Source organism: Candidatus Zixiibacteriota bacterium, from assembly GCA_021159005.1.
Classification (GTDB): domain Bacteria; phylum Zixibacteria; class MSB-5A5; order UBA10806; family 4484-95; genus JAGGSN01.
Genome location: JAGGSN010000138.1, coordinates 1 through 20,036 on the forward strand (window position 1 = coordinate 1; position 20,036 = coordinate 20,036).

General features: G+C 41.0%; 17 protein-coding genes. 8 read left to right on the forward strand and 9 right to left on the reverse strand.

Annotated elements, in window-relative coordinates:
- Window positions 1-166 precede the first annotated feature (166 nt).
- The gene (locus J7K40_09075; protein MCD6162548.1) at window positions 167-1,096 is read left to right on the forward strand and encodes a hypothetical protein; all 930 of its coding nucleotides are present in this window, start codon (window positions 167-169) and stop codon (window positions 1,094-1,096) included.
- Window positions 1,097-1,284: 188 nt separating this feature from the next.
- Here J7K40_09075 and J7K40_09080 read toward each other — a convergent pair whose 3' ends face one another.
- The gene (locus tag J7K40_09080; GenBank protein MCD6162549.1) at window positions 1,285-2,727 is read right to left on the reverse strand and encodes a tetratricopeptide repeat protein; all 1,443 of its coding nucleotides are present in this window, start codon (window positions 2,725-2,727) and stop codon (window positions 1,285-1,287) included.
- A gap of 213 nt (window positions 2,728-2,940) precedes the next feature.
- Here J7K40_09080 and J7K40_09085 point away from each other — a divergent pair, with 213 nt between their 5' ends.
- The 5 genes from J7K40_09085 to J7K40_09105 all read left to right on the forward strand — a co-directional run bounded on the left by J7K40_09085 (window position 2,941) and on the right by J7K40_09105 (window position 9,323).
- Entirely contained in the window at window positions 2,941-4,374 is a 1,434-nt protein-coding gene (locus J7K40_09085) for a cation:proton antiporter (protein MCD6162550.1), read from the forward strand.
- 63 nt (window positions 4,375-4,437) lie between these two features.
- Complete coding sequence (locus J7K40_09090) at window positions 4,438-6,000, forward strand: sensor domain-containing diguanylate cyclase (GenBank protein MCD6162551.1); 1,563 nt, start codon at window positions 4,438-4,440, stop codon at window positions 5,998-6,000.
- Window positions 5,997-6,944 carry a glycoside hydrolase family 3 protein gene (locus J7K40_09095; protein ID MCD6162552.1) on the forward strand — a complete coding sequence of 316 codons (948 nt, stop codon included), beginning with the start codon at window positions 5,997-5,999 and terminating at the stop codon, window positions 6,942-6,944. The genes J7K40_09090 and J7K40_09095 overlap by 4 nt, the downstream gene beginning before the upstream one ends.
- Complete coding sequence (locus J7K40_09100) at window positions 6,922-8,094, forward strand: anhydro-N-acetylmuramic acid kinase (protein MCD6162553.1); 1,173 nt, start codon at window positions 6,922-6,924, stop codon at window positions 8,092-8,094. The genes J7K40_09095 and J7K40_09100 overlap by 23 nt, the downstream gene beginning before the upstream one ends.
- Window positions 8,016-9,323 carry a SpoIID/LytB domain-containing protein gene (locus J7K40_09105; protein MCD6162554.1) on the forward strand — a complete coding sequence of 436 codons (1,308 nt, stop codon included), beginning with the start codon at window positions 8,016-8,018 and terminating at the stop codon, window positions 9,321-9,323. The genes J7K40_09100 and J7K40_09105 overlap by 79 nt, the downstream gene beginning before the upstream one ends.
- Window positions 9,324-9,556: 233 nt before the next feature.
- Here J7K40_09105 and J7K40_09110 read toward each other — a convergent pair whose 3' ends face one another.
- Together J7K40_09110 and J7K40_09115 are read right to left on the reverse strand one after the other, a co-directional pair.
- On the reverse strand, window positions 9,557-10,162 hold the full coding sequence (locus J7K40_09110; GenBank protein ID MCD6162555.1) for a HAMP domain-containing histidine kinase: 606 nt from the start codon (window positions 10,160-10,162) through the stop codon (window positions 9,557-9,559).
- A gap of 157 nt (window positions 10,163-10,319) precedes the next feature.
- Window positions 10,320-12,272 (reverse strand): S8 family serine peptidase, encoded by a 1,953-nt coding sequence (locus J7K40_09115; protein ID MCD6162556.1) that lies wholly within the window; start codon window positions 12,270-12,272, stop codon window positions 10,320-10,322.
- 40 nt (window positions 12,273-12,312) lie between these two features.
- Here J7K40_09115 and J7K40_09120 point away from each other — a divergent pair, with 40 nt between their 5' ends.
- Together J7K40_09120 and J7K40_09125 are read left to right on the forward strand one after the other, a co-directional pair.
- Window positions 12,313-12,921, forward strand: coding sequence for a sigma-70 family RNA polymerase sigma factor (locus tag J7K40_09120; GenBank protein MCD6162557.1), 609 nt, complete (start codon window positions 12,313-12,315; stop codon window positions 12,919-12,921).
- Window positions 12,914-13,150 carry a zf-HC2 domain-containing protein gene (locus tag J7K40_09125; GenBank protein ID MCD6162558.1) on the forward strand — a complete coding sequence of 79 codons (237 nt, stop codon included), beginning with the start codon at window positions 12,914-12,916 and terminating at the stop codon, window positions 13,148-13,150. The genes J7K40_09120 and J7K40_09125 overlap by 8 nt, the downstream gene beginning before the upstream one ends.
- Before the next feature lie 528 nt (window positions 13,151-13,678).
- Here J7K40_09125 and J7K40_09130 read toward each other — a convergent pair.
- Genes J7K40_09130 through mutL form a run of 6 tightly spaced genes read right to left on the reverse strand, consistent with a single transcriptional unit; the run spans window position 13,679 to window position 19,924 of the window.
- Window positions 13,679-13,972 carry an integration host factor subunit beta gene (locus J7K40_09130; protein ID MCD6162559.1) on the reverse strand — a complete coding sequence of 98 codons (294 nt, stop codon included), beginning with the start codon at window positions 13,970-13,972 and terminating at the stop codon, window positions 13,679-13,681.
- A gap of 14 nt (window positions 13,973-13,986) precedes the next feature.
- Window positions 13,987-14,223 carry a zinc ribbon domain-containing protein gene (locus tag J7K40_09135; GenBank protein MCD6162560.1) on the reverse strand — a complete coding sequence of 79 codons (237 nt, stop codon included), beginning with the start codon at window positions 14,221-14,223 and terminating at the stop codon, window positions 13,987-13,989.
- Between the two features lie 17 nt (window positions 14,224-14,240).
- On the reverse strand, window positions 14,241-15,137 hold the full coding sequence (sppA, locus tag J7K40_09140) for a signal peptide peptidase SppA (protein MCD6162561.1): 897 nt from the start codon (window positions 15,135-15,137) through the stop codon (window positions 14,241-14,243).
- A gap of 53 nt (window positions 15,138-15,190) precedes the next feature.
- Window positions 15,191-17,215 (reverse strand): LysM peptidoglycan-binding domain-containing protein, encoded by a 2,025-nt coding sequence (locus tag J7K40_09145; protein ID MCD6162562.1) that lies wholly within the window; start codon window positions 17,213-17,215, stop codon window positions 15,191-15,193.
- A gap of 34 nt (window positions 17,216-17,249) precedes the next feature.
- Window positions 17,250-18,167 (reverse strand): tRNA (adenosine(37)-N6)-dimethylallyltransferase MiaA, encoded by a 918-nt coding sequence (gene miaA / locus J7K40_09150; protein ID MCD6162563.1) that lies wholly within the window; start codon window positions 18,165-18,167, stop codon window positions 17,250-17,252.
- Window positions 18,164-19,924: a DNA mismatch repair endonuclease MutL gene (gene mutL, locus J7K40_09155; protein MCD6162564.1), complete on the reverse strand. Its 1,761-nt coding sequence runs from the start codon at window positions 19,922-19,924 to the stop codon at window positions 18,164-18,166. Before mutL ends, miaA begins: the two co-directional genes overlap by 4 nt.
- Window positions 19,925-20,036 lie beyond the last annotated feature (112 nt).

Consider the following 20,036-nt stretch of genomic DNA (forward strand, 5'->3'; position numbering starts at 1 on the left):
CGCCCAACATCCCGCTGCTCTATGGGTTATGAAATAAGCAAGCTTCGATTGTTGGGTATTATTTTAAGAACTCTATAAAAAAGCCGGACAGTAGTGAATAACAATATATATTGAATTTAAACTTAGATAATAATAACTTTAAGATGTAAAATAAAAAGGAGAAAAAATGCGAAAAATTGGTCAACTGTTTTTGGTTGTCACACTGATGGTATTTCTGATTAATGGCTGTCAGGATGCTTCCATACCGAACAGCCATGAGTCGCAGCAAAAATCATATAGTCCCAACTCAGCATTGCAGACTGCAGCTATTGGCGATTATATCTGGTTTGATGAAAACATGGATGGAATTCAAGAAGATATTGAGATGGGATTAAGTGATGTTAATGTCAACCTGTATGATTGCGAAGAGAATCTAATTGCCTCTGCTGTTGCAGATGAAGCCGGTTTTTACGCCTTTGAGGAGCTTGAAGCCGGTGAATATTTACTTGAATTTGTCGCTCCTGAGAATTATGCATTTTCACCGCAGGATCAAGGTGATGATGATGCAATCGATAGCGATCCTGATCCGCTTACCGGTATGACTATGTGTTTCACGCTCGAAGAGGATACAGAAGACATATCCCGGGATGCAGGTTTGTACATGATGGAAGATGACGATTGTACTTATGACAAGGGTTTCTGGAAAAACCACACCGGCATGGGTCCGCAAGATGACCTGGCAGCCGAACTTTTGCCGTTATGGCTGGGTAATGAAGACGGTGATAAAAGCTTGAATATTGAGACTGCTGAGACAGCTTATAATATCCTGCAACAGCATGAATATGGTCATCCTTCAAACGGTATTACCGGGCTTTACGCTCATTTTTTAGCTGCCAAGCTTAATATTGCTAACGGCGCCAGTGATGAGGATATTGTCGATTTGATAGATGAAGCTGATGATTTCCTTGCCGATTACGACTGGAATGACTGGGGTGATCTTTATAATAAAGATAGACAGATGGTTAATGAGTGGAAAGGAACATTCGAAGATTACAATGAAGGGGAAATCGGTCCCGGACATTGTAATGACGATAACGAGCTGAATACAAGCCATTAAGCTGATGTCATATTAAAATTTAAAGCCTGCGGATATTTAATCTGCAGACTTTTTTAATTTAATTATTTGCCGGTAGTGTAAAAAGCAGTCGAAAAGTGTACCAAAATACGAAAATACGAAAAGACAGCTCGGGAGAGTATGTTAATCATTATCGTATAAGTCCCTATCCTGCAAAATCTATAATAATATCAACCTGCTGCTTTAGGCCGCACAAAGGCATAATAAAAATCATTGCGATTAAATTTGGCAATATCCTCAAAAATATCCTTAGCTCTTTTTTCATCGCCGGATTTCCGGTAGCTTAAGCCATAATAATACTTGGGATACTGGCTTTGAGAATCTGCCTGCGACAACTCATCAATAGCGCTTTCGTATTCATTATTCCAATAATAGACTATGCCCTTAAGGCCATGAAGAGTTTTCTCCAAGTTTGGGTTATTAGAAGTTTTAACTGATTTCTCATATTCGGCGGTTTTCGCTATGGCTAAATCATTCCTATTCTGGCTGGCATAAACCAATGCCTCTGTATAACTGCAATTACGCAGATATTGCTCTTTTAGTCTGTTATGGATTTGAGGGTTCATGCTTAGTTTGCGCAGGGCCGCAGTTTCTTTTAAGGCCTTGCTGAATTCGCTTTTCTCATAGTAGATAAAGGCTATCATATTGCGGGTGTTGGCTTCACTATATAAATTACCTGTCTTTTTTGAATATTTAAGCCGTTTTTTTAATACATCTATGGCTTTTTGATAATTCCCTTCAATGATATGCGAGACTGCTATCCAATAATAACCGGTATTTGTATCAGCCTCATTCTGGGCATGTTTAAAAATCAATTCATATTTTTCTCTCGCCTTATTATATTTTCCTAGAAACGAATAATTATGCCCCAATCCGGCGATTGATATAATAAAATCGGGATCAAGTTCTAAGGCATTGTTGTAGCTCTTTATAGAGTTATTATAATCGCTTATCATCAAATAAATCTCGCCCATTGAATCATGCGGATTAGGGTCGTCAGGCTGAAGTTTGGCGTATTTCTTCAACGCCTCAATAGCCTGAGTGTATTTATCCTGATTTGAAAGCGCATAACCAAGCATATTGTAAGCGGGCGCAAATTCAGGGTCTAATAATATCGATTGTTGATATTCGCTTTCCGATAATGCCCATTCATTGCGGTTGAAATAAAAATTGCCAAGCAAGTAATGGGCTCGCTTGCCTTCGGGCAGAAGTTCAACCAATTTCTCTAAGCATTCCCGCGCCTCATACATTTCCTCATCAAAAATCGCCTTGGCTCCATGGATAATCAACTTCTCAGGTTCACTAATATTGCCGGATAGCTCAACCGCTTTATTAAAACGATCAATATAATCAGCGGTTGTCGCGGCTAATAAAGCCAAGTGATAGTAAGCCATAGCAAATTCCGGGTCAGCTTCAATCGCTTGTTTAAAAAGCTCTCCTGCCTCTTCCTCGTAAAACGCATCATCCTTGGCCAGCCCCTCAAGGAATAGCTTCCTTGCTTCAGGCGATTTCGTAGTGTAGGTAATATCTTTAGCCTTCTGGCTGCATTGGTAAAATAATACAAAAGCCAATACTAAGACTGACACATGTATTATGACTATTTTTTTAAACACAAAATACCTCCTTGAATTTAATTCTTTATAAAAACCATTATCTAATTCGCTAAATATGTTTCTAATATTAATATTAATTTAACTTTTAAACCAATGTCAATAAGAATTTTTAAAAATTTCCCGATTATATAAATATCTTGCCATGCTTGCATTTGTATTATATTATTGCCAAACATTTACTGAAAATGCTGAAAATAAGAAGGAAGGTTGAAAATGAAAAAACAGCTGACACTGCTCATTATTTGTCTTACTACTTTATTTGTGTATCAAACGATGGCTCAGGTTTTTGATGATTCGGGAAGCAGTAACGATTCAACGGAAGTTCAAATTACCACTGAAGCTTATCCCCTTGATGAAGCAGATCATAACGTCCGGACAGAGCATGCCGGTTCGGAAAGCGCGCCTGCCGAGGAATCCGAACAGGACAATGAGGATTTTGCCTCAATACTTATTTCGCTGATAATTATCCTTCTGGCAGCTAAGCTTGGCGGCGATTTATGCGAAAGAGTAAATCAGCCGGCAGTTCTTGGCGAACTTATATTCGGTGTAATTTTAGGCAATCTATATCTGCTTGGGTTTGGAGGGTTTGAACATATCAAACATCATATTACAATCGAGATATTTGCCGAAATAGGCGTTATTATCCTTCTTTTCGAGGTTGGTCTTGAATCAAACATAAAAGAAATGATGTCAGTTGGCTTGGTTTCTTTCCTTGTTGCAATATTGGGAGTTGTTACTCCGTTTCTTTTAGGCTGGGGAGTTTCGGCGATGTTTATGCCCGATGAATCTATTTATGTTCATGTTTTCATAGGCGCGACTCTAACCGCCACCTCAGTTGGCATAACCGCCCGGGTTTTACAGGATATCGGGCGGCTAAGATACCGCGAATCGAAAATAATTCTTGGCGCGGCTGTTATTGATGACGTTCTCGGTTTAGTGATATTGTCAATTTGTACAGGCATTATCGCCGCGGCAAATGCCGGCGGTTCAGGCACCTCTAGCGGTATGGTTTTGTTTATTGTTGCCAAAGCCTTTGTTTTCATATTTGGTTCGATTGCTATTGGTACTTTTTTGGCGCCGAGACTATTCGATTTTGTGGCAAAGATGCGCGGCTCCGGACTATTAATAACTTTTTCGCTCATGTTTTGTTTCCTGTTTGCGTATATCGCCAAACTTGTTGGGCTGGCGCCTATTGTCGGCGCTTTTGCCGCCGGTTTAATACTTGAGGATGTATACTATAAAGACTTGACCAAAAAAGGAGAAACGCAATTAGATGAATTACTGAAACCAATTGCTGCCTTTTTAGTGCCCATTTTCTTCGTTCACATGGGCATGAAAGTTGACCTGATAAGCTTTGGAAATATCTCAATACTTGGCTTCGCTCTTGTGCTTACCATTGCCGCCATCATAGGCAAACAGGTTTGCTCTCTCGGTACGCTAACCGAGAAAGGCTTAAATAGATGGGTTGTCGGTATAGGCATGATTCCGCGCGGAGAAGTAGGTTTAATATTCGCCGGTATTGGGTCGAAGATGATTCTTGATGGCAAACCGGTCGTTGATACTAATACCCTGTCTGCCGTTGTAATCATGGTTATTTTGACAACTCTCGTTACGCCGCCTGTTCTAAAAGTGGTCTTTAAAAAATAGAAATTAAATTTGCTCTTAACATATTCCGGTATATGTCGATATTATACCAGATGGTAATAAATTATGACATTTAGCGGTAAATCTGAAAATATCTATTTCGCCACAAAAGGGGTAATTATTACTCTTATGATGGTATTTCTGTTTTTACAGACTAATACACATTCCGAAACTTCCATTATAATTAAATCATCATTAGTATATTTAGTCTTAAATCTTATTCTTTACTGGATAATGACTAAGAAACAAGTCAGATGGCAAAATATAATATTTGCATTATCTTTTTGGGATGGTCTATTTATATTTTTCATTATGAAATTTGGCGGTGATAGCGATAGTCAATTGTTTGTTGCTCTTTATTTTCTAATTGCGTTAACCTCAATTTATCTCCCAACTTGGAAGGTGATTTTAACAGCATCCTTTTTTTCAGCTTGTTTAATAGCAGGAGACAATATTGCTGCAGGAAACAACTCGATTCTTAATATATCAGCCAGAACCGCTTATATCTGGCTAACTGCCGGTATTGGTTCTATATTATCATACAGCATGAATCTATCGCAAAAAAAGCTATTGAAAACATTAGATACATTAAATGAAAGAACCTGGGAGCTTGAATCATCTCAATCAATGCTGAAAAATCTATATGAAACAACCCGCGCGTTATCTTCAATCCTCGATTTTGAACAGTTGTTAAAAGAAATACTTATTATTGCCGAGGATTTGCTAAATGTGAATAGGTGTACGGTGCTTCTGTCGAAAATAAACAGAGATAATCTGTTTGTTTATGCTGAATTGAATAATACTAAAAAATCGTTTTATGACCCACCTATCCCGATTTCAGATTTTCGTTCCGCTGATATTGAGAAAAGCAGCTTTAAAAGCAGTCAGATTCAAACAGGAGTATTTTATGTTAACGAGGCCCAAATGCTCGAACTACCGTTGATTTCTCATGGCAAGGTTATTGGACTTATACAACTGCAATCAATGAATAAAGACGGTTTCACAGGGAAAGAAAGAAAAAACTTCAATGTTTTTGCTAATGCTACCGCTGTTGCTATCGATAACGCTTGGCTTCACCGGGAAATGCAGGAGCTGATTATAATAGATGAATTAACAGGATTGTATAATTACAGGTATTTTAGAAATAAGCTCTCAGAGGAGATTCGGAGAGCGGACAGATACCATCAAAATCTATCGCTTTTGATGGTTGACTGCGACCATTTTAAAAAAATAAATGATTCCCAAGGGCACGAAACGGGCAATGTTATTCTCAAGGAAATTACCGACATTATCAGGTATTCGGTTCGCGATGTTGATATTGTTGCCCGCTACGGCGGCGAGGAATTTATGGTAATTTTACCGCAAACTGATGTTGAATCCACGCTTGTTATTGCCGAAAGAATCAGAGTGCAGATTGAAGAATCATATTTCACGAATTCTCAGGGTCAGCGCGACCTCAGGATTACTGTTTCTATTGGCGCCGCTATTTTCCCCGATGGCTTAAAATCCTCAAGTGAATTGCTTAAAAAAGTTGACAAGGCGCTGTATATAGCAAAAAACAATGGCCGTAATCAAGTTAGCACAGTGCCGCCAGCGAAAATGGGAAAAACAAGAAAGATTATGCAATGAACCCCGGCCAGAGAATTATACTTGGTATCGAGGGAACATATCTAACCGATTCAGTTATCAGCATCTTATCAAAAAAACAAATTGGCGGTATAATTCTATTCGACCACAACGGCGAAAACCCCAATCAACTAAAAGCATTAATAAACAGCATATACAATGCCTGCGAAATAAAGCCGTTTATTGCAATCGATTTCGAGGGTGGTAGAATCCGCCGCTTAAAAAAGTTCTTTCATCTTTTAGCAAAACCATCAGAATATGATGGCAAAGCGAATGAGTTGAAATCAGATTGCGAAAATGTAGGCAGGGATTTTAAAGAATACAATATCAATCTCAATTTAGCCCCCGTTGCCGACATTTCGTATTCACCGCTTAATGCTGCACTTGAGGATAGAACATTTTCAGCTGACCCGTTAAAAACATCCGAGTACTGCATTTCATTTTGTGAAGGATTTGCAAAGAATAACATTTTATGTTGTCTAAAACATTTTCCCGGCTTGGGTTCATCCACAAACGACCCGCATAAATTGACAGCGGTGTCATGCCTGCCCTATGATAGAATCAGAGAGAACGATCTTGTGCCTTTCAAAGCAGGCATCAATGCCGGTGTTAATATGCTGATGACCACTCATCTGTTGATGACCGCTATCGATGATAAAATCGGGGCTTTTTCTGTTAAAACTACGGGTCTGGCGCGGGCTTTAGGTTTCGAGGGAATTATCATTTCTGATGATTTATGCATGGGTGCTCTCAAAAGCGAAGACTCATTGCCGGAGATAACGCTAAAATCATTGTGCGCCGGACATGACATGGCATTAATTTGCCATAACCATAGCCGGTATAATGAGATTATTTCATATTTAGAGAATAATATATCGGTTTTGGAAAAGCATGGCCACAAACGCGCGCTTGAAAGAATTAGAGATGCCAAAGAAAGTTTGTCTTAAAGATAAAATAAAACTAAAACAGAAAACGATAATCGGACTAAACAGCGGCACCTCTGCCGATGGCGTGGATACGGCTATAATCAGAATATCAGGCAGCGGATTTAAAAGCAGGGTAAAATTTATCTCAGGCCGCCTATATAAATTTGATAAGAGACTAAGGTCGAAAATAAAAAAATATGCCGAGCCTGATTATCGAGATGCTGAGGAATGGCTTAAACTTGATATAGAGCTGGCTGAATTCTTTTCGAAAGCGGCGCTTAAAGCAATAAAATCCGCCGGGTTGAAAACCGATGATATCGATTTAATCGGCTCGCATGGCCAAACAATCCGCCATATGCCGGACACTAAATGGGGGACTATTACCTGCCAGCTTGCCGAGCCGGCGCGTATCGCAGTCCGCACCGGCATCATCACAGTGGGCGATTTCCGGGTTGCCGATACAGCCGCCGGCGGTCAGGGCGCGCCGCTGACCCCTATAGTCAATGCTATCCTGTTTGGACAGAAACATAAAAATATAGGAATGCTCAATATTGGCGGCATCGCTAATATAACCCATATTGCCCCTGATAAGCATGATTATAAAATCTTTGGCTGTGATACAGGTCCTGGGAATATGCTTGTCGATTATCTAACTAAGAAACTTTATGAAAAAGATTATGATTTAAACGGACGGTTAGCATTAAAAGGAAAGGTTGATTATTCAATCATAAAAAATATGCTCAACCGAAAGTTCTTCTCCATAAAGGGACCAAAATCTACCGGCAGGGAAACTTTTGGTAAAGCATTTGCCAAAGATTTTTTGTCTGTTTGCCGAAAGAAAAGGTTAAATAAATATGATATTATAGCCGCTGCTTCGCAATTTACGATTGAGGCAGTAAAATATTGCCTGCAGATAAATAAACTCAACTTCGATGAGATTATTATAAGCGGGGGAGGAGCTAAGAATAATTATTTCCAGGATGCGTTATCGCAAGCGTTTAAACAAATAAAAATCACCGCCTCGATTGACTATGGTTTTGATATGGATTATCTTGAGGCGATAAGTTTTGCGGTTTTAGCTAATGAGGCGTTATGCTCGAACAGGTACCGGTTGAAAAATATTACAGGCGCCCAAAAGGCGGTTGTGCTTGGCAAAATCTGCCAGAGCTGATTTTTATCATAGCGGCGGCTATATGCCTGCTCAATTCAGAATCGTTTGCTTTCTCCAAAGAGAAGCCGCCTATAAAATTTGAATTTGACCGGCAAATAAGAGTCAAATTGGGAGCTTATGACAGCCTGGCAGTTAGCTCATCCGGCGAGATGATTGTTGAATGCTATCGCGATAATAGCCGCGCTGAAATTTATTATACCTCATCCGATATAGATATTCATAAAAACAGAAAAGGGATAACAATCCTGGATAATAACGGTATTCTGGCGGCAAATCTATCCTCGGTTTTGTTTCGTCCGAGGTTTCCAAATGTATTCTTAGATTTTGACGGTAATTGCTACCGCGGCAATATCGAATGTGATATTGATGCTAATTCATCCGACAACCTGCGAATATTTAACCTTATAGACATAGAGCTGTATCTTAAAGGTGTTCTGCCGGGAGAAATCGGTGATAGAAGCGAGGCTGAGTACGAGGCTGTTAAAGCTCAGGCTATCGCTGCCAGAACCTATGCTGTCTGGCGGCTGTCAACCCAGCCGGATGATAAGCACCTGAAAAACTCCATCGACGACCAGCTTTACCTTGGGGCAAGCACAGAACTTGACTTGCTAAACAAGGCGGTCGAGGAAACCAAGGGCTTGATTATGACTTATGATAAAATGCCGATAGCCGCCTATTATCATGCTGTATGCGGGGGGTCGACAGCTCCTATCGAAAAAATATGGGACAGTAGAAAAATCCCCTACCTTAGAGGCGTTGTGGATGGCGATTATTGCCAGTGGGCTAAAACATTTTTCTGGAATGAGGATTTTAGCGCCGCCGACCTCGAAAAAAACCTGAGTAAGTATTTCGGACAGAAAAGCGAATTGCCTCGCAAGGGTTTCGGTAAAATCCAATCGATAAAATTTAAAAAGGACAATTCCATCGGCAGAATGGTAGAGTTGAAAGTGAAAACCACTACCGGCACTTTCAAAGTCGAAAATGACCAGATTCGCTGGGCTTTAAAACGTCCCTCAGCCCCGGGTTCGATATTGCCCTCAACCAGATTTACCTACAGGGTAAAAAAATCGCAGGGCAGTATCGCCGCATTAGAGTTAGTGGGCGCAGGCAACGGCCACGGGATAGGCATGTGCCAGTGCGGCGCTATAGGCAGGGCAAGGAATGGAGTCGCCTGTGAGAAGATTCTTAAAACATATTACAAGGGCATTACAATAGAAAAGCTTTATTAGATATGTAGGGCAGTCCGCCGCGCCGGACAAGACCTGCCAATTACTGCTTATGATTCAACAAAAACTGTGTTTGGTCGCATAAACGCGTTTGTCGTCAGGAAAGGATTCCTGACGACGCGAAAGGGTCCCTGACGACGCGGAGAAGCTTTATTAGATATGTAGGGTATCAGCTGCCATCGCGGATGCTCTTTTGCTGCAAAGAAGCGCTTGATAACAAGAATAGTTTGTTTCTTTTATATCGATTTAATATCTTCATAATTATTATCTGAGGATGATTGACTTATATTATCGCTAAGGCTTAATATAAATTTCTGGATTTTAGATACGCTTTTTTCGATTTCTTTTAATTTCTTGGTTATATAAACATTTTTCTCCGTCTGGCATTTCCTCAATAGAAGTTGTGTATTGCCGAGAATTACCGCCAAGGGATTATTGATTTCGTGATTATATGATAGAATTAAATCGGAGATATCTATATTATTATTTCGCTTTAATTTATTTGCAAGATCCCGATTCTCTTTGATAAGTTCCTGCAATTCTTTCGCATTAATTAATGCCGCAACTATAGTCTCCTCGAAGTTATAATTGCGGGGAATGTAGCTTATGCCTTTTTTAATGTCATAACGATACTTTCCCGAAACAATAGTCTTATCCTTTACAAATATTACATGCGGCACATGAATCTGATTATTAATAACTTTAAGTAAATATTCTGTCTCTTTTTTCGTGTAATCCTCATTGAACACAATAGCATCATAATTATTGCGTTTTATTTCATTAATAGCGCTTTCGATATTGTATTTAATAACTACTGTAAAGTTGGTTAATATATCTTGCAATATTTTAGACTGTAATTTGTTAGAGTTTCGATGGCAGTCAATAATCAAAGCTGTTATTCTATTGTTCACGGTATAACTATCGGAATACGGCATCTCTAATTTATCTAAATATTATATAGAGACGAAAGTACTGTTTTAAATTGTAAAGCCCTTTTCATTATTTAACAATGGCGAACTTTATAATCTCGCTGCCAAACTCGGTGTATAAATATCCAAGATAAATACCGGAGGCTGTTTTTTTGCCCGAATCATTGACGGCATGCCATGTTTTTCTGTTTAGCCCTTCATAAGTGGAATTTTCATCTATGGTTATAGTCTTAACTTTTTCGCCGGCGACATTGAAAATCATAATGTCAACACTAACCGGCTGTGATAATTCAAATAAAAATATTACCGAATCGCTGGCAGGATTAGGTACCGCCGTAAAATTAATTTTGACCGAACTATAGGCATTAAATTCAATAACCTTAGATTGCCTTGAGACATTATCATAAATAACTATTTCATGAACTCCCGGCAGAGGGAAATATATTTTCTGAATAAGTGTATCCGTACCTATTGGATTGCCTATAATTTCTGCGGTTGATGATTCGATGATAATATCATGTTCGCCGCCCGCCGATGAAAGCGAATCAAACAAGGCGATGGCAATCTCGACCGTATCGCCCTTATAGACCGCAGTATTTGGATATTCTACAGTGAAAAAGCCATCGATTGCGAACATATCAAACATATTGGGAATACCATAACCTAAATCCGTATCCGGGTCGTTTGCCTGGCTGGCGGTCATTCTTAACGCATTATATAATTTATCGAGGTTCCAATCGGGATGTGCCTCAAGTATCAATGCCACACCGCCGGCAACAACCGGCGCCGACATTGATGTGCCGTTGGTTAGATTAAATCCATCCGATAAGTAATTTGCCGCCGTTACAGAGGATGCCATCGCCGACACATCAGGCTTAATGTTGTCCCATGAAGAGCGTCCCGGAGAGGAACGAGAATATAAATCGCCATTCGAATTAACGCCGCCAACTGCAATCACCGAGTCGCCATCGGCAGGCGGGATAATAGTTCCCCACTCATTGCCCCGTTCATTGCCTGCTGAGTTCACTACTGCTACACCCAGCGAGGCGGCTATATCTGCGGCTATGGTTATAGCGGCACTGTCGCCGGTCAAAATAGTCGTGTCATACCAGTCATAATAACCAACCGAACTTGAAATAACATCGATGCCCAACGGCTCCATCCATTCAGCCGCCGCAATCCAGTTGTCCTCCTCGGCCTCGATTTCATTATCCAAAATCTCGGTTTTCGCAAGCATATATTCAGCTCCAAACGCCGACCCGATAAGCGAACTCTCGGCAAAGCCTCCTATCACCGAAAATGTCGAGGTGCCATGTCTTTCCTGAGCGCCCTCGCCGCCAACATTGCTGCCGCCATTGATGAAATCCCGGGTTGCTATTAATCGACCGCTGTTAATAATTGGCTGGAAAACGGGATGATCAAGCTTATAGCCGGTATCCATCATGCCGATTAGTACGCCCTTGCCCGTGTAACCGATTGCATGAAGCGAATCTATCAGGCATAGATGTATTTGAACATACGAACCGCCATAATCAATATCAGTGAATTCATCAGAAAGCAGGGGAGGGGTTGATGGTTTTGCATGGCTGTCCTCAATGTATTCAAGCCGTACTTTTGAATAGGCGGCAACCCGTTTTATCGATTTCACAAAAGGCAATTCACCGGCTTGGATTATAGCGGAACTGCCGCCGGAGACACTAACCGCATTAAGCCATCGCGAAACATGATGAACTTTCAGCCCCAATGACTCAAGCTGATTGATATAAGCTTTATTGGGATAGACGTCTAAATCTGTATAAACTGCCGATACGCCGCGTTTTTGTCGACGTTCAACGGCTCTTTCCGAAATTTCTGCTATTTGACCGGTGCCCTTAGATTTAAAATATACCCAGTGTTTTTGGCTGTCGGCTTTGGCCTCTAAAGCGAAAAGCATCCATATAAGAACCAATAAAAAGGGAATAAAACTTGAAGATAATGTACTATATAGACCTATTTTAAATACTTGACTTTTGTCGATTATCATATTAACCTATTAAATGATGTAAATATCATGATTACATATTATGAGTGAAACAAATAAAAATCAAGACAAAAAAAGCAAGTTCGGAAATCTATTCCTGCCGCTTATGGACAATCTGTACAATCTGGCTTTACGAATGACTCGCAATCCCAATGATGCCGATGATCTTGTTCAGGAAACATATCTAAAAGCATATCGCTTTTTCAGCCATTTCAAAGAGGGCACTAACGCTAAAGCTTGGATTATCACTATCTTAACCAACACTTTCCGTACTAAATATCGTAAAGACCAGAAAGAACCGAACCAGGTGGATTTTGAGGATATCGAGAATTTCTTTCTAATCGATGAATTAAAACCGCAATTCCAGCCGGCTAATAAAGCCGAAGCCAGAGATGGCGACGCTATAACAGAGATATTGAAGGCCTATGTTTCTGATGATATAATTAAGGCTTTGGAAAATATTCCGGAACAATTTCGTATAGCAGTGTTGTTATCAGATATAGAGAGATTCAATTATCAGGAAATTGCCGATATCCTCGGGATAAGCGTGGGAACAGTGAAATCAAGAATTTTTAGAGGACGTAAACTATTACAGAAGCAGCTATATGAATTTGCTAAGAAAAAGGGCATTATTAGGGGTAAGCATGATTAAATGCGAAGATGTCCTGCGAATGCTCTATGAATATATCGATAAGCAGCTTGATAAGGTATCTTCATTTCAGATTGAGGAGCATATCAAGTTGTGCAAATATTGCCGCAAGCATCACGATTTCGAAATAGCTCTTCAGAAAATGGTTGAAAGGAGTTGTTTCAAGAAAAAAGCACCTGATGTTTTAAAAACGAAAATCAAAGCTATGCTAAACGATGCTCCACCGGAGTAAGCTCATTATCAAAACGCTTTTACAAGATTAGTATCACCTATATGATGTTGGCGGTATATGCCCTCGTGCAAGAGCACTTCTGTGCGCGAAACTGGTAATGATGACAACTTGTATCATATTAACGCGTAGGGGCGTATTGCATACGCCCACTGGTTGCCAAACCTCTTAGGGAAACCTTATAGCGGTAAGGCAAACCGCGGCGGCTTACTTCTGCCAAATATTTTATAGCTACCAATCAAGTATACATCCCCGAGAGCCGCCTGACAGGAACCCCCCAACAAGTTTTAAAGAAAACTATACATCTACTGCAAATACTGCAAAATTCAGGTTTAAAAATATTTTCCTTCTGATAAACTATCCCAACCCTAAACAGTCTCGCTGAATAACCGAACTATATAACTTTTATGAATAAAAAACCTTAAAAAGCTTTATACTTTTTTCTTTTTATGACGGTTTTTCCGTAATCTTTTTTTACGCTTATGTGTTTTTATTTTATGACGTTTACGTTTTTTACCACTTGGCATACAACTATACTCTGTTCGCTTCAGAATTCATAACTAGGTTTTTAAATTCATTTGAGGGTTTAAAAACTGGAATCTTTCTGTCGGGAACTGGTACCTCCTCACCTGTTCTTGGGTTACGCGCTTTGCGAGCTTTGCGGGGTTTAATCTTGAAAGTGCCAAAACCACGGATTTCAATATTCTTACCGGTTTCTAAGCTTTTTTTAATTGCATCAAGTAAACTATCAACTGTTGCCGCTACATCGGTTCTTGTCAAACCGGTTTTTTCAGCAACTTGCTCAACCAGATCAGCTTTGGTCATTTCAATCCTCCTATTTAATTTCTTCCATTTATAGTCAAACTAGAACATCCACTGCAACTGTTTTTAGTACATCCGCTGCAACTTGAACCGGTTGATCCGACAAACACAGATGAACACTTAAAACCGCAAACTGAAAGCTTCTGTTCAATTTCCGAAGACCCGCATGAGGGGCAGACTGTTTCCTCGTTTCCTCTCACCAACTCTTCAAAATCACTGTTACACTGTTTACAATTATATTCGTATATCGGCATAAATCCACTAAACTCAACTATTTATAGATATACTCCAATTTAGGCCATGTTTCTTTCGAGATACTAATATCCAATAAAACGGCGGCTTTTTGCGCTAAATAATCCATTAGACCCGGACGGCGCTGATATTCTTTTACAACTTTTGGATCATCTCCCAAGCCGGCCATCTCGCCAGCTAATACGATAGCATCCTCAAGTCCGCCCAGTTTATCAACCAAGCCAAGCTCAAGGGCTTGATTGCCTGTAAATATCGACCCGTCAGCAATATCCTCAACTTGCTCAATATCGAGATTGCGCGATTGCGACACAGCTAAAACAAATTGATTATAAACATCATCAATCGCCGTCTGAAGCATCTCTTGTTCTTTCTGGGTCATCTCCCGCGACATATTGCCAACATCCTTTAAAGCACCAGACTTGACAACCTCTAACTGCATTCCAACCTTGTCCATCAACCCCTCAAACGTGTAAAATGAGAAAATAACACCAATTGAGCCGGTTAATGAGCCGGGGTTGGCTATAATGGTATCAGCTGCGCAGGCAATATAATATCCGCCGGAAGCCGCCAGCGATGAAATAGATACAACAACATAAGTGCCATCATTCCGAACTTTAACTATTTGGTCGTATATTTCCTGTGAGGGCGCTACTGCTCCGCCGGGGGAATTAATTCTTAGCACAATGACAGGAATAGAACTGTCATCGCTGTATTTTTTCAACTGACGGACAATATCCTCTGAGCTTTCGATAATACCCTCAACTTCGATAAGAGCAACCTTATCGCCAACCGAGACAAGCGGCATGCCTGTATAGTTGTGGGTCAGGCTCCAGATAGAAACGCCTATCATAATAACGAAAAGCGCCGCTACGCTGGCAATGACTATCCACAATACGATGTTGCGAGTACTGGCCATAATTGGAGTGAAATGTAAATCAACCTCTGGCTAATGTCAAATCATTTCTTAAGTTACCGAGCATAAATTTTTAATTTTTTGCCTTTTGTCAATTTTGAGGGATTGGAAATGTTGTTCCATTCTACAATATCTTGAATCGTAACGCCGAACATTTTGGCAATTTCCCAAAGATTGTCGCCCCTTTTGACTTTATATACTGTTGGAGAAATTTTATTTAATGCTAAAGTATTACTTGAACCAGTTTGTGGAATCTTGAGTTTCATATTGGGATAGATAGTGTTGGACTTTAACCTGTTTAGTTTTTTAATAGCTTTAACAGGCACGCCAAACTTTTTAGCCATTTTAGATAATGAATCTCCTCGTTTGACAATATAGACATTATTAGAACTCTTGGCGTTTCTTTGATTCCCCTTTTTGCCGGGGATAATCAGCTTTCTTCCCGGATAAATTCTGTTCGATGTTAGACTATTGGCTTTTTTCAAACTGCTTAAGCTCACATTGTGAGCGCGGGAAATCTCCCATAAAGTCTCGCCTCTTTTGACATGATAAAAGCCGGAACCATTTGGTACAACGTTGCTTCCACGGGATGAATAAATTTTTCCTGAACCTTTAGTAGTGGGCACCATTAAAGTGTGGCCGGAATAAATCCTGTATGGACGCTTGATATCATTAGCCGCAATAATCGATGACATAGAAACGCCGTACTTTCTGGCGATTGTTGAAACGGTTTCGCCTCGTCTGATTCTATGCCTGACCCAATTAGTATTTTTCTCAGAGGGGATTTCGGCATAGGCAGCCAGAAGCTTATCTTTTGTGCCTACCGGAACTTTCAGCTTATAGTTTTTGTAATTTGGAGGTGTTGCACCTCTTAGCAGTTCGGGATTCAGAAGTTCAAGGTCGACAACTGATATGCCTGATTTGGCTGAGATATTGCCGAATGTCATGCACTTGGAGACCTCGACAGTTTCCCATGAGATAGGCTTTTCATAAGTTGGAAAGAAACCGTATTTTTCAGGCTGTTTGGCAATAATGACAGCCGCCATAAAAAGCGGCACATAATTGCGGGTTTGCTTTAATAATTTGAGTTTCCAGAAGTCTCTTGTTTTACGTTTTCTAATCTCTCTTCTAACTCTTCCCTCGCCGCCGTTATAACTGGCTAAGGCTAATTCCCAACTATCAAATTCATCGTGCAAGTCTTTTAAATAGCGGGCAGCGGCGCGAGTGGATTTTTCAAAATCGCGTCTTTCATCATACCACCAGTTGCGTTTCATCCCATATCTTTTGCCGGTTGCATAAATAAACTGCCAGAAACCTACTGCTCGGGCATACGAATAAGCATGAGGATTAAACCCGGATTCTATCAACGGCAAATATACTATATCATGCGGTATGCCTTCTTCCCTGAGGATTTGCTCCATTAATGGCATATACCGTCCGGAGCGGCTTAAATATTTCTCGAATGTATCATGAGCCACTGTTTGCAAATATGCTAACGAGTTCTCGACTTTTTCGTTGAAAACAATCGGCACATCATAAACAACAGAATCTTTCTCGAAATGATGAAACTTGCCGGATTCCTTTAAATCTTTGAAATTCTTAATATCAGAAAAGAGGTCGCGGAAAGCGGCCGCCGAGCCTTCGGAATAAAGCACTCCCGATGTCATCAATGTTAGACGATAATCAGATTCTATCTCTTTTAAAAGCGTTTCCATCCATTGAGCTTCCGTCGGGAAATATTCAGCATCAAACTCAAGCTCGGATAAAACCAGCAAAGCCGCCTCAAAAGCTGCCTGAGATGAATCCAGTGAATTTTGCTGATAATAGATAACCCCATCGGTATAATATGATTCCGATTCGCCCAGCGCTTCGCGTATATCTGACCGCAGGCTCGAATTATCCTCAATGATAATATCAGCCGCGTTTATTTCATCGCCGTTCTGGTTATTGCCATTTCGAGCGGCAGGCTGGTTGGGGGTTAAGTTCTGTGAGCCATATTGTGAACAGCTAATGATGACAGCAAGTAAGAAAACTATGATAGCAAAAACACTATTTTTCAAAAATACCTCTCTTATTTTCATAACCTGTTGCATATAAGATTATTATCAAAATATGTCAAGTCTTTTTCAAGTATTTATCACAAATCTTGTAAATTATATTGGCATAATCTTTCTTTGTTGAATCAAACCAGCGAATGTTTTTCACCTTGCGAAACCAGGTAATCTGCCTTTTGGCATAATTGCGATGGCGCTGTTTGATTTTATTTATTGTCTGGTCTTTATCAATATTTTTATCAAACAGATAAGATATCATATCATTATAGCCAACCATCTTCTTCTTACGCAGCACATCCAGAAAAGGTTTTAGATTTAACACTTCCTGCTCAAAACCAGCATCAATCATATCATCGACACGTTTATTAATCCTGTTATATAAAATATCTCTTGCCGGCATGAGTCCCAGCCATAGCGGCTTACCCGTTTTCCGGTAGTCTCCGTTTTTTTGTATTTCCGAAATCGGCTTGCCTGTCAGTTTATATATCTCGATAGCCCTGATTAATCGCGAGGAATGCCGAGGATTGATTTTTTCAGCGCTTGCCGGGTCTATCACGGCAAGCATCCGGTGAAGTTTTTCGGGACCATCCTGTTGGCATATTTGTTCAAGTTCCCGACGGTATTCCTCATCCGGTTCGGGCGCTTTAAATAAACCCTCGGTTATAGCTTTTAGATATAAACCGGTGCCGCCGACTATTATCGGCAGTTTATTTCTGTCTGTAATATCATTGATTAAATCTTTTGCCAGCGAGGCAAACCTGAAAGCTGAGAATTTTTCGTGAAGTTCTAAGATATCTATCAGGTGATGCTTTACTCTCAGGCATTCATCGGGTGTTGGTTTGGCTGTGCCTATGTTGGTATGTTTATATATCTGACGCGAATCGGCGTTAATGACCTCGCCGTTATATCGAAGAGCTATTTGTATTCCAAGGCTGGTTTTGCCGGAACCTGTAGGTCCGCAGACTATAATGTATTTCATCGCCGTTTGAATATTTTTTCCAAGTCTTCGCGAGAGATTGAAACTACTGTCGGCCGTCCATGCGGGCACTGGAAAGGTTCTTGGCATTCAAAAAGACGATTGAACAAACCCTGCATCTGTTCCTGAGACAACGATTCGCCCGCTTTGATAGCGGCATGGCAGGCAACTGATGAGGCTAACGCCATAACGGCGTCCTCGCCGGTAGAAAGATTATCAGAAAAGCTGTTTAACAAGTTTCGAAAGATATCCTCGATGGCGGAGCTTTCAAAATAACACGGCACGCCTCTTATTATTACCGCTCTGCCGCCGAATGGCTCAATCTCAAATCCCAGACGTTCTAAATAATTCCGGTGTTTTTCGAAAACAGCCATCTCTTCGGGTTCGAGTTCAATCGAGAGATCGAAAAGTAATCGCTGCGAGGCGCCGGGACGTTCGCACAGGTTATTTAAAGCCGCCTCGTAGAGTATTCGTTCATGTGCTGTATGCTGGTCAATCATCCAGATTTTACCATCGCGAAACCCCATAATAAATGTATTATAATATTGCTGAAACCTTTCGCCGCCGATATCGAGTTCCTGTTCCGCCTCTTGAGTAATCTGAGAGTCTTTATCATCCGGGCAGCCGTGATTGGTGTTGTTTCCATGACTGTATTTTATAACTATCTCCGATTTATGTCCTGCTGGCTGATGGGTTTCGCTGTCTGCCATTCTGCTTATCGTGCCTTTGAAATCGCTTTTGTTGTTCGCAATAGAATGGGCTGTAAAAAGCGCCGGAACACGCACCGCCGTTTCGACAAGCTTCCGTAATTTCGAATAGAGATATTTCTCATCGGCAAATCTGACCTCGGTTTTAGCCGGATGAACATTAACATCGACAGCGGACTTGTCAATATCAATGAACACAGCCGCCATCGGAAAAAATCCCGAATCCAAAGCGTTGCCATAGCCCGAACGGATAGCATGCATGAGAGAAACATCATATATCGGGCGGCCATTGACATTCAGATGAATCTGGTTGCGGTTGCCGCGGCTAATTTCGGGGCGCGTTACGAAACCGTGAAGGTGAAGCCCCTCAAACGAATCCTCTACTTCAATAAGATGGGAGCTGACCTTATTGCCCCACAAGCGGGATAATCGGTCAATCAGTTTCTTGTCATGCGGGTAGTTTAATATCTCCTTTTTGTCTGATACCATTTTCATGGCATTAGTGAAGCGGCTGACAGCATATTTGCAGAAAATAGCTGTGGCTTTACGCGTTTCGGAGGTGTCGGATTTTAGAAACTTGCGCCGGGCAGGAGTGTTGTAAAATAGCTGTTTGACAGAAACCACGCAACCCTGGCGCGCCGGCGCCGGGTCGAGCAGGATTTCATTACCGCCCTCTATCCTGATTCGAGCGCCCTCTTTGGCTCCCGCTACTGCGCTCGTCATTTCTACAATCGAAACTGAGGCTATCGCCGGCAAGGCCTCGCCTCGGAAACCATAGCTGGCAATCGCCTGAATGTCAGCCTCATTTTCCAGCTTGGAGGTAGCATGACGGTCGAAAGCTAAGCGAAGCTGGTCGCGCGGGATACCGCTGCCGTTATCTACCAGCTTGATAAGTCTTGTGCCGCCGCGTTCGATAGTCAAGTCGAGCGTATCAGCGCCCGCATCAAGCGCATTCTCGACTAACTCTTTAATCACAGAGGCGGGATTTTCTACGACTTCACCGGCGGCGATTTTATCGATTAGCAGTTCCGGCAGTTTTTTTATTCTGGGCACAGTCATCATCATTTGGTGGTTGGCGTACGTCCTATTGCACCAAAAGGCATCATACGAGGCAGGCAAAGAGCCATACAAGAACGTATGTCGCCCGCATAATTAATCATCATAA